Origin of the sequence: Nitratireductor luteus, assembly GCF_026162365.1 — a bacterium.
Classification (GTDB): domain Bacteria; phylum Pseudomonadota; class Alphaproteobacteria; order Rhizobiales; family Rhizobiaceae; genus Chelativorans; species Chelativorans luteus.
This window is the reverse complement of the sequence record NZ_JAOANW010000012.1, coordinates 175775-189617: the sequence shown is the minus strand read 5'-3', so window position 1 is coordinate 189617 and position 13843 is coordinate 175775. Positions and strand designations below refer to the sequence as shown.

Annotated in this window: 13 protein-coding genes and 2 pseudogenes; 13 read left to right on the top strand and 2 right to left on the bottom strand. The window is 62.9% G+C overall.

Annotated features, from left to right (window positions below; all coding sequences use genetic code 11):
* Positions 1-47: 47 nt before the first annotated feature.
* The 7 genes and pseudogenes from N1058_RS24255 to N1058_RS17415 all read left to right on the top strand — a co-directional run.
* Positions 48-110 (top strand): annotated as a pseudogene (locus N1058_RS24255) (hypothetical protein); the annotation flags it as partial.
* A gap of 47 nt (positions 111-157) precedes the next feature.
* Positions 158-409, top strand: a pseudogene (locus N1058_RS17440) (2-oxo acid dehydrogenase subunit E2); the annotation flags it as partial.
* A gap of 14 nt (positions 410-423) precedes the next feature.
* A complete protein-coding gene (locus N1058_RS17435) occupies positions 424-1062 on the top strand; it encodes an SGNH/GDSL hydrolase family protein (protein WP_265518869.1) in 639 nt (212 codons plus the stop codon).
* Between the two features lie 13 nt (positions 1063-1075).
* The gene (gene lpdA, locus N1058_RS17430; RefSeq protein ID WP_265518868.1) at positions 1076-2530 is read left to right on the top strand and encodes a dihydrolipoyl dehydrogenase; all 1455 of its coding nucleotides are present in this window, start codon (positions 1076-1078) and stop codon (positions 2528-2530) included.
* 81 nt (positions 2531-2611) lie between these two features.
* Positions 2612-2866, top strand: a complete 255-nt coding sequence (locus tag N1058_RS17425) for a GlsB/YeaQ/YmgE family stress response membrane protein (RefSeq protein WP_265518867.1) — start codon at positions 2612-2614, stop codon at positions 2864-2866.
* Positions 2867-3011: 145 nt separating this feature from the next.
* Positions 3012-3986 (top strand): lipoyl synthase, encoded by a 975-nt coding sequence (gene lipA / locus N1058_RS17420; RefSeq protein ID WP_265518866.1) that lies wholly within the window; start codon positions 3012-3014, stop codon positions 3984-3986.
* 9 nt (positions 3987-3995) lie between these two features.
* The gene (locus N1058_RS17415) at positions 3996-4451 is read left to right on the top strand and encodes a type II toxin-antitoxin system RatA family toxin (RefSeq protein WP_265518865.1); all 456 of its coding nucleotides are present in this window, start codon (positions 3996-3998) and stop codon (positions 4449-4451) included.
* On the opposite strand, the gene N1058_RS17410 is transcribed toward N1058_RS17415, so the two are convergent.
* Complete coding sequence (locus N1058_RS17410; protein WP_265518864.1) at positions 4433-4945, bottom strand: CinA family protein; 513 nt, start codon at positions 4943-4945, stop codon at positions 4433-4435. The two genes, N1058_RS17415 and N1058_RS17410, sit on opposite strands and share 19 nt — an antisense overlap.
* A gap of 15 nt (positions 4946-4960) precedes the next feature.
* The gene (locus N1058_RS17405; RefSeq protein ID WP_265518882.1) at positions 4961-6142 is read right to left on the bottom strand and encodes a bifunctional 2-C-methyl-D-erythritol 4-phosphate cytidylyltransferase/2-C-methyl-D-erythritol 2,4-cyclodiphosphate synthase; all 1182 of its coding nucleotides are present in this window, start codon (positions 6140-6142) and stop codon (positions 4961-4963) included.
* On the opposite strand from N1058_RS17405, the gene N1058_RS24140 reads away from it, so the two are divergent.
* The 6 genes from N1058_RS24140 to ntrX all read left to right on the top strand — a co-directional run bounded on the left by N1058_RS24140 (position 6023) and on the right by ntrX (position 13813).
* Complete coding sequence (locus N1058_RS24140; RefSeq protein ID WP_265518883.1) at positions 6023-6382, top strand: hypothetical protein; 360 nt, start codon at positions 6023-6025, stop codon at positions 6380-6382. The genes N1058_RS17405 and N1058_RS24140 overlap by 120 nt on opposite strands.
* Positions 6379-7410 (top strand): tRNA dihydrouridine synthase DusB, encoded by a 1032-nt coding sequence (gene dusB / locus N1058_RS17395; protein WP_274709308.1) that lies wholly within the window; start codon positions 6379-6381, stop codon positions 7408-7410. The genes N1058_RS24140 and dusB overlap by 4 nt, the downstream gene beginning before the upstream one ends.
* Positions 7407-8540: a two-component system sensor histidine kinase NtrB gene (locus N1058_RS17390; protein WP_265518863.1), complete on the top strand. Its 1134-nt coding sequence runs from the start codon at positions 7407-7409 to the stop codon at positions 8538-8540. Before dusB ends, N1058_RS17390 begins: the two co-directional genes overlap by 4 nt.
* Positions 8537-10000 carry a nitrogen regulation protein NR(I) gene (gene ntrC, locus N1058_RS17385; protein ID WP_265518862.1) on the top strand — a complete coding sequence of 488 codons (1464 nt, stop codon included), beginning with the start codon at positions 8537-8539 and terminating at the stop codon, positions 9998-10000. Before N1058_RS17390 ends, ntrC begins: the two co-directional genes overlap by 4 nt.
* Positions 10001-10185: 185 nt before the next feature.
* A complete protein-coding gene (locus N1058_RS17380) occupies positions 10186-12462 on the top strand; it encodes a sensor histidine kinase NtrY-like (RefSeq protein ID WP_420848007.1) in 2277 nt (758 codons plus the stop codon).
* The gene (gene ntrX / locus N1058_RS17375) at positions 12452-13813 is read left to right on the top strand and encodes a nitrogen assimilation response regulator NtrX (RefSeq protein ID WP_265518861.1); all 1362 of its coding nucleotides are present in this window, start codon (positions 12452-12454) and stop codon (positions 13811-13813) included. Before N1058_RS17380 ends, ntrX begins: the two co-directional genes overlap by 11 nt.
* Positions 13814-13843: the final 30 nt, after the last annotated feature.

Sequence of the window (13843 nt, the reverse complement as noted above, 5' to 3'; positions counted from 1 at the left end):
AGCCGGAGGAATATCAGGGCGGCACCACGGCGGTGTCGAACCTCGGCATGTTCGGCATCAAGGACTTCTCCGCCGTCATCAACCCGCCGCACGCCACCATCCTGGCGGTCGGCGCGGGCGGTGAGCGGGCGGTGGTGAAGAACGGCGAACTGGCGGTGGCCAAGTGTCGAACCTCGGCATGTTCGGCATCAAGGACTTCTCCGCCGTCATCAACCCGCCGCACGCCACCATCCTGGCGGTCGGCGCGGGCGGTGAGCGGGCGGTGGTGAAGAACGGCGAACTGGCGGTGGCCAATGTGATGTCGGTGACGCTGTCGACCGACCACCGCGCCGTCGACGGGGCGCTCGGCGCCGAACTGCTGGCCGCCTTCAGGAAGCTCGTCGAAAACCCCATGGCGATGCTGGTTTAGCGCGGCGAGGGCGGATGAAAACCATCCTGTGCTACGGCGATTCGCTGACCTGGGGTTACGACCCCAGGGGGCCCGGGCGTCATGCGTACGAAGATCGCTGGCCAAGCGTTTTGGCCGGCGAACTCGGCGACCGTGTGCGGATCGCGGTCGAAGGGCTCAATGGCCGCACCACCGGCTTCGACGATCATCTGGGCGGAACGGACCGCAATGGGCTGCGCGTTCTGCCGACGCTTTTGACGACCCACGCTCCATTAGACCTCATCATCGTCATGTTGGGCACGAACGACCTCAAGCCGTTCATCTGCGGGCGCGCAGTCGGCGCACGCGCCGGCATGCAGCGGATCATCGAGATCGTTCGCCGCCACGAATATCCACTGGGCGCCGCGGCACCCGAAATGGTCGTGGTGGCGCCGCCCACGCCGCGCCAAGCCGCCGATCCGATCTTCCGGGAGCAGTTCGCAGGAGCTGCCGAGGAAGGAGCCAAGCTGGCGGCCTTTTATCGCGAGCTTGCCGCGCTTTATGGCTACGCCTTTTTTGACGCCGGTGAGGCGGCCGTGACCAGTCCCATCGACGGCATTCATCTCGATGCCGAAAATACCCGCGCAATCGGAGCGGCGCTTGCGCCGGTCGTCCGCAAGGCGCTCGGAATCTGAACGGAGGAAATTCGTGGCTGAAAATTACGACGTCATCATCATCGGTTCCGGCCCCGGCGGCTACGTCACCGCGGTCCGTTCGGCCCAGCTCGGCCTCAAGACGGCCATCGTCGAGCGTGAACACCTGGGCGGCATCTGCCTCAATTGGGGCTGCATCCCGACCAAGGCCCTCCTGCGCTCCGCCGAAATCCTGCATGCGGCGGAAAACGCCAAGGATTATGGCTTGAAGCTCGACGGCACGATCTCCGCCGATGCCGCCGCCGTCGTCGACCGCTCGCGCAAGGTCTCGCTGCGGCTCAATGGCGGCGTCGGCTTCCTGATGAAGAAGAACAAGGTCGACATCATCTGGGGCGAGGCGAAGATCAAGAAGGGGCAGGGCGGTACCGAGGTCGTGGTGTCGAAGCCCCAGAAGAAGGCGATGGAGCCACAGCCGCCGCAGCCCAAGAACACGCTGGGCGAGGGCGCCTACAAGGCCAAGCACGTGATCGTGGCGACGGGTGCCCGCCCGCGCGTCCTGCCCGGCATCGAACCGGACGGCAAGCTGATCTGGACCTATTTCGAGGCCATGGTGCCCACGGAAATCCCGGAAAAGCTGATCGTCATGGGTTCTGGCGCCATCGGCATCGAGTTCGCCAGTTTCTACAACGCCATGGGTTCGGATGTGACTGTCGTCGAACTGATGCCCCAGGTCATGCCGGTGGAAGACGCGGAAATTTCCAAATTCGCCAAGCGGCAGCTCGAGAAGCAGGGCCTCAAGTTCCATCTGGAGGCCAAGGTTACGAAGGTCGAAAAAGGCAAGGATAGCGTCACCGCCCATGTCGAGATGAAGGACGGCAAGGTGGAGAAGATTACCGCCGACCGGCTGATTTCCGCCGTGGGCGTGCAGGGCAACAGCGAGAATCTGGGCCTTGAGGATCTCGGCGTGAAAATCGAGCGCGGCTGCATCGCCGTCGACGGCTACGGGCGCACCAATGTCGAAGGCATCTACGCCATCGGCGATGTTGCCGGCCCCCCTATGCTGGCCCACAAGGCCGAGCACGAGGGTGTCATCTGCGTCGAGAAGATCGCGGGCGTGAAGGGCGTCCATGCACTCGACAAGAACAAGGTCCCCGGCTGCACCTACTGCCAACCCCAGGTGGCCTCGGTCGGCCTCACCGAGGAAGCGGCGAAAAAGGCCGGCCGCGACATCCGCGTCGGGCGCTTCCAGTTCGCCGCAAACGGCAAGGCCATCGCTCTCGGCGAGGATCAGGGCCTGATCAAGACCATTCTGGACAAGAAGACCGGCGAATTGCTCGGCGCCCACATGGTGGGGGCTGAAGTGACCGAACTCATCCAGGGGTTCGTCATCGCCATGAATCTGGAAACGACCGAGGAAGAGCTGATGCATACGGTCTTCCCGCATCCCACGCTTTCCGAAATGATGAAGGAGAGCGTCCTCGACGCCTATGGAAGGACGCTGAACGCCTGATGCGGCAAGTGGCTGGAACCCCTTGGAAGGACGGGCCGTTCTACCGTATGATTGAAACGGTAAGGAATGGAGTGTGTTTTCATGGAAGGTTTGGGCTGGATACTCACCATAATCATAGGCGGTCTGGCGGGCTGGATCGCCGAGAAGGTCATGAAGGCCGAGCATGGGCTTTTGACGAATATCGTGCTGGGCATTCTCGGGGCGGTCGTACTGAATGCGATACTCTTTGCGGTGGTCGACACGACCCTTGGCGGCGTCATCGGACAGTTGATTGTCGCTGTGGTCGGGGCAAGCCTGCTGATCTGGGCTTATCGGCTGGTCCGCGGCCGCGTCTGAGCAAGCCGATCGCTCACGCAATGTTTTATGAAAAGGCCCGTCCCTGCTCATGGGGACGGGTTTTTCTCGTGGCCGTAAATCGCTATATGAGCGGGCCCAGGCCACATCCAGCTTCAGCGCAGGCGGAACAGCAAGGAACGTCGCAATGGTAACCGTTCTCGATAACGTCACCACAAGGCCGCGCGTACGACATCCTGAAAAGGCGCACCGGCCCGATCAGGAGGTCATGCGAAAGCCGGACTGGATCCGGGTCAAGGCGCCGACCTCGAAAGGGTACCTGGAAACCCGGGAAATCGTGAAGTCGAACAAGCTGGTGACGGTCTGCGAGGAGGCCGGCTGCCCCAATATCGGCGAGTGCTGGGACAAGAAGCACGCGACCTTCATGGTTATGGGCGAAATCTGCACCCGCGCCTGCGCCTTCTGCAACGTGGCGACCGGCATTCCGATGCCGCTCGATCCGGGCGAGCCGGCGAGCGTGGCCAAGGCCGTTGGCGAGATGGGGCTGAAGCACGTCGTGATCACCTCGGTCGATCGCGACGATCTGAAGGATGGCGGTGCGGAGCACTTCGCCCAAGTCATCCGCGCCATCCGTCAGGCAACGCCCGACACCACCATCGAAATCCTCACGCCGGACTTCCTGCGCAAGAACGGGGCGCTGGAAGTCGTCGTGGAGGCCAAGCCCGACGTGTTCAACCACAATCTGGAGACGGTGCCGTCGAATTATCTGACCGTTCGTCCCGGCGCCCGCTATTTCCACTCGCTCCGCCTGCTGCAGCGCGTGAAGGAACTGGACCCGACCATCTTCACCAAGTCCGGCATCATGGTGGGGCTTGGCGAGGAGCGGAACGAGGTGCTGCAGCTCATGGACGATCTGCGCTCGGCCGATGTGGATTTCATCACCATCGGGCAGTATCTGCAGCCCACACGCAAGCACCACCCGATCAAGAAGTTCGTCACGCCGGACGAGTTCAAATCCTACGAGACGGTCGCCTATACGAAGGGCTTCCTGATGGTTTCGTCCAGTCCGCTCACCCGTTCGTCTCACCATGCCGGAGACGATTTCGCCCGTCTGCGAGCCGCGCGCGAAGCCAAGCTGGCGGCCGCCGTGGCAAGGGCCTAGCAGCGCCTTATGCCGAAGCATGAGACAGTCCGCCAGGTGAACCATTCGCCGGAGGAGATGTTCGCGCTGGTGGCGGACATCGAGTCCTATCCCGAATTCGTGCCCATGTGCGAGGCCCTGACCGTTCGCTCGACCAAGGAGCGCGAGGGCGTGCGCATCGTGGTCGCCGACATGACGGTGGGCTACAAGGCCATCCGGGAGACCTTCACCAGCCAGGTGATCCTCAAGCCTGACGAGAACATTATCGACGTGCGCTATATCGACGGCCCGTTCCGCTTCCTGACCAACCGGTGGAGCTTCGAGCCGCGGGGCGAGCACGGCTGCGACGTCCACTTCTTCATCGAGTATGAATTCAAGAGCCGCATGCTCGGCATGGTGATGGGCGCCATGTTCGACCGTGCCTTCAGGATGTTCTCGGAAGCCTTCGAGAAGCGCGCCGACAGGATTTATGGAACGCCGGCCTGATCGGCGATGGTTTCCGCCGCCTCCAATACGAGACCGAGCGCCGTCGCCACGCTGTCGCGGCGCACGGCTGCGCGGCCGAGGCCGGCGAATTGCTTGCGGACCGTGCGCGGCTCGCCATCCCTGACGGCGATCCCGAACCATACGAGCCCGACGGGTTTTTCCGCCGTTCCTCCGCCCGGACCGGCGATGCCGGTGACCGATACCGCGATGTCCGCTCTCGAATGCAACAGGGCGCCGGCGGCCATCTCGGCTGCTGTCTGCGAGGAAACGGCGCCGTGGTCGCGCAGCGTCTGCTCACGGACCGCCAGCATCTCCATCTTTGCCTCGTTCGAATAGGTGATGAAGCCGCGGTCGAGCACGTTGGAGGCGCCGTTGAGATCGGTGATGGCGGCGGCGATCAGGCCGCCGGTGCACGATTCGGCGGTCGCCAGCATCAGGCTTGCCTGCTGGAGCCGGGTCAGTACCTTGGTCGCCAGTATTGCGGTGTCACTCATTGGCGCGCTGACTTCCTATTCCGGCAGGGTTCCCGGATAGACCACCGAGACCGTGGCGATGGCTGCGATGCCTTCCGACCGTCCAATGAACCCTAACTTTTCGTTTGTCGTAGCCTTGATCGAAATGCGGTCGACTGAAATGCCCAGCGTGTCATGAAGTTCCGCAACCATCGCTTCGCGGTGTGGACCGATCTTCGGAGCCTCACAAATCAGCGTGATGTCGGCATTTGCGATACGCCCGCCGCGCTCGTGCACGATCCCGACCGCATGCTCCACGAAGAGACGCGAGCGCGCGCCTTTCCATTGCTGGTCGCTTGGTGGAAAGTGGGTGCCGATGTCGCCCGCCCCACAGGTGGCCAATAGCGCATCGGTGAGCGCGTGCAGTCCCACATCGGCGTCGGAGTGGCCGGACAGCTTCCTGTCATGGGGAATATCGACACCGCAAAGCGTGACATGGTCGCCTTCCTCAAAGGCATGGACATCATAGCCGTTGCCGGTGCGCACATCGGGTAGTCCGCGCATTGCATTTGCTCCAAGCCGCTGATCCGCCAGCACGATGTCGCGCCCCCAGGTCAGTTTCACATTGTCGGGCGAGCCTTCCACCAGCCGCACCCGCATCCCTGCCCATTCGGCGATCGACGCATCGTCCGTGAAATCGCCACGCCCCGAGCGGCGGGCATTCTCATGTGCATCGAGAATGGGCTGAAAGGGGAAGCCTTGCGGCGTTTGCGCGGCATAGAGGCCGGCGCGGGAGACGGTTCCCTCTACATACATGTCGTCGCCGCGCTTCTTCAGCGTATCGGAAACCGCGACGACAGGCAGCGCGCCGGCATCGTCGGCAATCCCGTCTATCACCCGGTCGACAAGCGCAGCGTCAATGAACGGGCGGACGCCGTCGTGGATGAGCACGATCTCAGGTGCGTGGCCGGCCAGCGCAACGAGCGCGAGGCGTGTGGATTCCTGCCGGGAAGCGCCTCCATGGACCGATATCATGTCTCGACCGAGCCCATTGGTGGCTGCCTCGAACAGCGCCGTGTCGTCCGGATGAATGGCGACGGCAATCGCATCCACGCGCGCATGGCCGGCGAAGGCTTCCAGCGTGTGCCGTATCACCGGCTTTCCGCCGATCATCCGGTATTGCTTGGGGCCTTCATCTACCTGACCGGCGCGCTCGCCGCGCCCGGCCGCGACGATCACCACGGCAACCCGGACGCGATTGGCCCGCTTATGTTCATGAAGCGCGTTCATTGGCGGAGGGATAATCAAGCCGGCCGCCGATTGCCAACGGAATTCTGCATGAAGACCGCCATTCCTTGCATTTCGCTGCGAATATTGATTGAGCATCCCGGCCTGCCCCCGGGATTGCAATACGCCCATTGCATCTACGCCGTGGCTTGGTTAAATAATGAGCACAAGAAAAGGATGCCCCATTTTTGAGCACGATTCCTTTCAGTCATCTGGCCAGTCCGCTTGAGATCGGCGACGTGTCGGTGCGCAATCGTGTGTTCCTGGCACCGATGTCCGGGGTGACGGACCTTCCCTTCCGTCTGCGTGCCCACGCCCACGGCGCTGGCCTCGTCGTTTCCGAAATGGTGGCGAGCGGTGAACTGGCCAAGGGGCGCGATGAGAGCATCCGGCGCATAAGACGCAGGCCGGAGATCGACGTCCACATGGTGCAAATTGCCGGGCGTGACCGGGTCTGGATAGCGGAGGCCGCGCGCATAGCCGCCGATGCCGGCGCCGATATCATCGACATCAATATGGGCTGCCCCGCCAAGAAGGTCACGGGCGGCTATTCCGGATCGGCCCTGATGCGCGAGCCCGATCACGCACTTTCCCTCATCGAGGCGGTGGTCCGGGCGGTGCAAGTGCCGGTAACGGTCAAGATGCGGCTCGGCTGGGACGAGGACTGCCTCAACGCTCCCCAGATCGCGCGGCGCGCCGAGGAGGCCGGCATAGCGATGGTGACGGTGCATGGGCGAACCCGCTGCCAGTTCTACAAGGGCAGGGCGGACTGGCGCGCGATTGCCCGTGTCAAACAGGCGGTCTCCATTCCCGTTGTCGCCAATGGCGACGGCGCGGGCAGGCGGGAAGCCGAAGCGATGCTGCAAGAATCGGGCGCCGACGCCATCATGATCGGCCGCGCTCACTATGGTGCCCCCTGGGCCGCAGGCGCGCTCGTCCAAGAAGCAGCCGGAACCAGGGATGCCGGGGTGCCACAGGGCGGCGCGGAGCGCGCGGCCTACATCGTGAGTCATTATCGCGACATGCTATCGCATTACGGCGAGGCACAGGGCGTGCGCCATGCCCGCAAACATCTGGGCTGGTATTTCGACCGGTTTGCCGGAGAGGGTTTGGCCCCGTTGCGGGCGCGGATGATGACTGAAATCGACCCCGCTGCGGTCGAGCGGCTGCTGCTCGGGATCTACCAAGAGCGGCCTGTACCAGGAAGGCTCGTTGCATGAGAACGGAAAGCGGCATGCTCGATGCGTCGCAGCTTGCAGTGAACGCATTGAGCCACCCCGTCATCATGGTCGACGGGGAGGGGATGATCATATTCGCTAACGCGGAGGCGGAAGATTTCTTTCGTTCGAGCGCCGCGATGCTGGCACGCCATCGGCTGTCGGACTTCGTGCCTTTCGGCAGTCCGCTGCTCACGCTCGTCGATCAGGTGCGCGAGCGCAGCGCCCCCTTCAACGAATATCGCGTGGACATCTCCTCGCCGCGCCTGGGGCAGGACCGCATCGTGGACATATACGTAGCGCCGGTCGCCGAAGCGCCGGACAGCGCCGTTATCATGTTCCTGGAACGCTCGATGGCCGAGAAGATCGACCGCCAGATGACGCATCGCGGCGCGGCGCGCTCCGTCACCGGGCTGGCGGCGATGCTTGCCCACGAGATCAAGAACCCGCTATCCGGCATTCGGGGCGCGGCCCAGCTGCTGGAAAATGTCGTCTCCGACGAAGACCGCGGCCTCGCCCGCCTGATCACGGAAGAGACGGACCGCATCGTCGCGCTCGTGGACCGCATGGAAGTTTTCTCCGACGAGCGGCCCGTGGACAGCATGCCCGTCAATATCCACGTCGTGCTCGACCACGTGAAAGCCATCGCGCAGAACGGCTTTGCCAGGGACATCAGTTTTACCGAAGAATACGACCCGTCGCTGCCGCCGATCCTCGCTAACCGGGATCAGCTCGTTCAAGTCTTCATAAACTTGATAAAGAATGCAGCAGAAGCTATTGGAAATACAGTGGGCGGTGAAATTCGCCTCTCGACCGCGTTTCGCCCCGGCATCCGTTTTTCGGTGCCAGGAACACGCGAGCGAGTATCGCTGCCGATGGAGTTCTGCGTCCACGACAATGGCCCCGGCGTCTCGGAAGACATACGGTCCATGATCTTCGACCCCTTCATCACAACCAAGCAGAACGGCTCGGGCCTGGGACTTGCACTGGTGGCAAAGATCGTCGGCGCGCATGGCGGCGTCATCGAATGCGATTCGACGGCGCGTGGAACCACCTTCCGCATCCTGATGCCGGCCTGGCGCGAGCAGGAAGCCAACGGCGCCAAACGCAACAAGGCAGCATCGACAGCATGACCCCGAATGGCAGCATCCTGGTGGCCGACGACGACGCCGCCATCCGCACTGTTCTCAATCAGGCGCTCTCCCGCGTGGGCCACCAGGTGCGCGTCACGTCCAACGCCGCGACGCTGTGGCGCTGGGTGGCGGCGGGCGAGGGCGACCTGATCATCACCGATGTCGTCATGCCCGATGAGAATGCCTTCGACCTCCTGCCGCGCATCCGCAAGTCACGCCCGGATCTGCCCATAATCGTCATGAGTGCCCAGAACACGTTCATGACGGCCATCCGGGCTTCGGAAGCCGGTGCCTACGAGTACCTGCCGAAACCATTTGACCTGACGGAGCTTCTGGGCATCGTCGGGCGCGCCCTGTCCGAGCCGAAGAAAGCGCCTGGCGACCAGCGCGCCGCCGACGCGCCCGAATCCATGCCTCTGATTGGCCGCTCGCCGGCCATGCAGGATATCTACCGCATGCTGGCCCGCATGATGCAGACCGACCTGACGGTCATGATCAGCGGCGAATCGGGAACGGGCAAGGAACTCGTGGCCCGCGCGCTGCACGAGTTCGGCCGCCGCCGCAACGGTCCCTTCGTCGCGATCAACATGGCAGCAATCCCCCGGGACCTCATCGAATCGGAATTGTTCGGCCACGAAAAAGGCGCCTTTACGGGCGCGCAGCAGCGTTCCTACGGCCGTTTCGAGCAGGCCGAGGGCGGCACGCTTTTCCTTGACGAAATAGGCGACATGCCGATGGAGGCCCAGACCCGGCTTCTGCGTGTCCTCCAGCAGGGAGAATACACCACCGTCGGCGGACGCACGCCCATCAAGACGGATGTGCGCATCGTCGCGGCGACCAACAAGGATTTGCGGGTCCTGATCAATCAGGGCCTGTTCCGCGAGGACCTGTTCTATCGCCTGAATGTCGTGCCGCTGCGTTTGCCGCCGCTACGCGAGCGGGCGGAGGACATTCCCGATCTCGTCCGCCACTTTTTCAGTCAGGCCGAGCAGGAGGGGCTGCACGCCAAGCGCATCTCGCGGGGCGGGCTGGAAGCCATGATGCGTTATGCCTGGCCCGGAAACGTGCGCGAGCTCGAGAATCTGGTGCGCCGCCTGGCCGCTCTCTACCCCCAGGATGAGATCTCCGAGGAGGTCATCATCAATGAACTGCGCGACACGCGTACTCTCGAGATGGCGCCTTCGGCCGAAAGTCTTCCGGAAGAGCTACCGCTCGGGCAGGCGGTGGAACAGTATCTCCAGCGCCATTTCAAGTCGTTCGGCACCGGGCTGCCGCCCGCCGGGCTCTACCACAGGATATTATCCGAGGTGGAATATCCGTTGATACTGGCGGCGCTTGCCGCGACCCAGGGGAATCAGATCAGGGCGGCGGAACTTCTGGGCCTCAACCGCAACACGCTCCGCAAGAAGATTCGGGAACTCGGCGTAGATGTCTATCGCGCCTCCAAGCCGGGTGCTTGAGAGCCCGTTTTTTGCTGTAACCGCCTATTGCCATTCACTTATGCACGCCGAAGGAGTTCCTTGCGGCAGCAAAATGTTATAGGCGTTGCATTGTCGCCACATTGTGTTGCCCATCTGCCACGCGGGCTGTTCGGCTTGACGAATGCACTGCCCCGAGCCGAATCTGAACCCTGTCCGGATTGAGAATGAGTACCCAGGCATCCGCAATGGCCTCTGAAGCCGCGCCAACCCCGCTTAACAATGGGCGTCGTCTTATGGCTCTGCCAGGCATTCTGGCTGCCGTCGGGGCGCTGGTCACGGCGGCGGTGTCGTTCGTCCTGTTGCTCGGGCTCACGGCAATCGAGCCCTATAGCGAACTGACGCTGACCCTGATCGCCGTCAATTCGCTCTTCGTCCTCATCCTTCTCACACTGATCGGCCTCGAGGCGCGGCGCATCTACACGGCCCGCAAGGGGGGCAGGGCGGCGGCGCGGCTGCATGTACGCATCGTCACGATGTTTTCGCTGGTGGCGGCCATCCCGGCCATTCTGGTTGCCATAATCGCCTCCATAACGCTCGATATCGGGCTCGACCGCTGGTTCGACATACGCACGCGGGTGATCGTCAACTCGTCCTTGTCGATCGCCCAGGCCTATGTGCGCGAGAATGCGCAAACCCTTTCCGGCACGACCCTTTCGATGGCCTTCACGCTCGACCAGTCGCGCGGCCTTTACCAGCTCGATCGCCGAGGCTTTCGCCAGGTGCTGACGCAGCAGACCCGTGGGCGCGGCCTGCATGCCGGCGTGCTTCTGCGCGAGGACAAATCCTTGATCATCGGCGCCGACATGCCCGGCGAAGATTCGATCCCAATGCCTCCCGACGAGGCCATGAAGGAGGCCGCCGACGGAGCCACATATTTCTTCGAGGTGCCTCCGGGCAACTTCATCGGCGCGGTGATAAAGCTCCGAGCCATTCCCGACGCATTCCTCTATACGCTGCGCGAACTCGATCCCCAGGTTATCCGCGCAAAACGCATCGTTGCTTCGAATTCCGACGAATACCGCTCGCTGGAGGACAATCGAAGCAACACGCAAGTCGCCTTCGCGCTGGTCTATCTCGTGGTGACGCTGGCGATCGTGCTGGCCGCCATATGGACCGGCATCGCCGTGGCGGACCGGCTCGTGCGCCCCATACGCCAGCTCATCGGCGCTGCGAGTGCCGTCTCGGCCGGTAATCTCGACGTGGCGGTGCCGGTGCGCGCCTCGGACGGCGACGTTGCCTCGCTGGGCAATACATTCAACAAAATGACGCTGCAGCTGAAGACCCAGCGAAACCAGCTGATCTCGGCGCGCGATGTCATCGACGAACGCCGCCGCTTCACCGAAGCCGTTCTGTCCGGAGTGACCGCCGGCGTCATCGGTGTCGACGCGCGCGGCTTCGTGACCATCGTCAACCGGTCGGCCGAGACAATGCTCTCGATCTCGGCATCGCAGACCCTCGGCAAGCAGATGACCGACGTCCTGCCGCAGATCGGCAAGGTATTCGAGCAGGGAAAGAATTCAGGCCGCCAAGTTTATCGGCAGCAAGTGACATTCTATCGGGCCGGCGCCGAACGAACCTTCAACATCCAGCTCACGACAGAGGAAAGCGTGGGGCCGGACGATGAACGCTCCTACGTCGTGACAGTGGACGACATCACCGATCTCGTCCAGGCGCAACGGTCGTCTGCCTGGGCCGATGTGGCCCGTCGCATCGCGCACGAAATCAAGAACCCGTTGACGCCCATCCAGCTTTCCGCCGAGAGAATCCGCCGGCGGTTCGGCAAGGTGATCACCCAGGATCGCGAGATATTCGACCAGTGCACGGATACAATCATCCGCCAGGTCGGCGACATAGGCCGGATGGTAGACGAATTCTCGGCATTCGCCCGCATGCCCAAGCCCGACATCCAGGAGCTTGACCTGCGTGAGCCGCTTCGCGAGGCTTCGTTCCTGGTCGAGGTGAGCCGGCCCAACATCAAGATCGACCGCGACCTCGGCACCGAGCCGTTGATGGGCCGCTTCGACACACGCCTCATGAGCCAGGCCTTCGGCAACGTGATCAAGAATGCCGCCGAGGCGATCGACGCGGCCGAACGCGATGGCGCTCAGGCGGGCGCGATCCTCATAAGGGCGCGCCGGGAAGGAACGGTCATCGAGATCGACGTGATAGACAACGGCAAGGGCCTGCCGATAGAAAACCGCCAGCGCCTGCTGGAGCCCTACATGACGACGCGGGAAAAGGGGACCGGCCTCGGGCTGGCGATCGTCAAGAAGATCATCGAAGATCATGGAGGAAGACTGGAGCTTCACGACGCGCCGCCCGATTTCCATGGCGGCGTGGGAGCGATGATCCGCATGTTCCTGCCCGCCATTGCCACCCAGGCCGGCGGACGGAACGGCGGAACCCAAGAAAGCACGGAAAAGGTCAATCATGGCGTCTGACATTCTGGTCGTCGACGACGAAGACGACATCCGGGAACTCGTTGCCGGAATCCTGAGCGACGAAGGACACGAAACGCGTACCGCCGGCCACAGCGACGCGGCCCTGGCGGCGATAGGCGAGCGCGTGCCGCGGCTCGTCCTCCTGGACATATGGCTGCAGGGCTCCACGCTCGACGGCCTGGCGCTGCTCGACAAGATCAAGCTGATGCATCCCGAACTGCCGGTGGTGATGATCTCCGGGCACGGCACCGTCGAGACGGCTGTCTCCGCCATCAAGCGCGGCGCCTACGATTTCATCGAAAAACCGTTCAAGGCGGACCGGCTCATCCTCATCTGCGAGCGCGCGCTGGAGACATCCAGCCTTAAGCGTGAAGTGTCGGACCTGAAGAAGCGCAGCGGCGAGACTTTCGATCTGATCGGCAACTCGCAAGCCATCAACCATCTGCGCCAGACCATCGAGCGGGTGGCGCCGAACAACAGCCGTGTCATGCTTATCGGACCGTCGGGGTCCGGCAAGGAGTTGGTGGCGCGTGCCATCCACGCTGAATCGAACCGCGCCGCCGGGCCCTTCGTCACCATCAACGCGGCATCTATCACGCCGGAGCGAATGGAGATTGAGCTTTTCGGCACCGAATCGAACGGCAGCGAGCGCAAGGTCGGAGCGTTGGAGGAAGCGCACCGGGGCACGCTCTACCTCGACGAGGTCGCCGACATGCCGCGCGAGACGCAGGCAAAGATCCTGCGCGTTCTGGTCGATCAGCAGTTCGAGCGTGTCGGCGGCACGAAGCGCGTGAAAGTGGATGTGCGAATTATTTCATCCACCGCGCGCGACCTTGAGGCTATGATCGAAGAGGGGCGTTTCCGCGAGGATCTGTTCCACCGCCTGGCGGTCGTTCCCGTCTCGATACCGCCGCTTTCGGACCGGCGGGAAGACATACCAATCCTGGTCGATCATTTCATGAATCAGATCGTCAACCAGGTAGGCATCAAGCCCCGGCGCCTGGGCGATGATGCATTGGCCGTGCTGCAGGCCCATAACTGGCCCGGCAATATCCGCCAGCTTCGCAATAATATCGAACGCCTCGTCATCCTGACGCGCGGCGACGATACGGATGCGCCGATAACGGCCGATCTGCTGCCGGCCGAAATCGGCGACGTCATGCCTCGTGTGCCCACCCAGTCCGACCAGCACATCATGGCCCTGCCGCTGCGGGAAGCGCGTGAATTGTTCGAAAAGGAATATCTGTTGGCCCAGATCAACAGATTTGGCGGCAACATCTCGCGCACTGCCGAATTCATCGGTATGGAGAGGTCGGCACTTCACCGGAAGCTGAAGTCGCTCGGGGTCTAAACAACGAAGGCGCTTCGGCGCCTGCGGAGC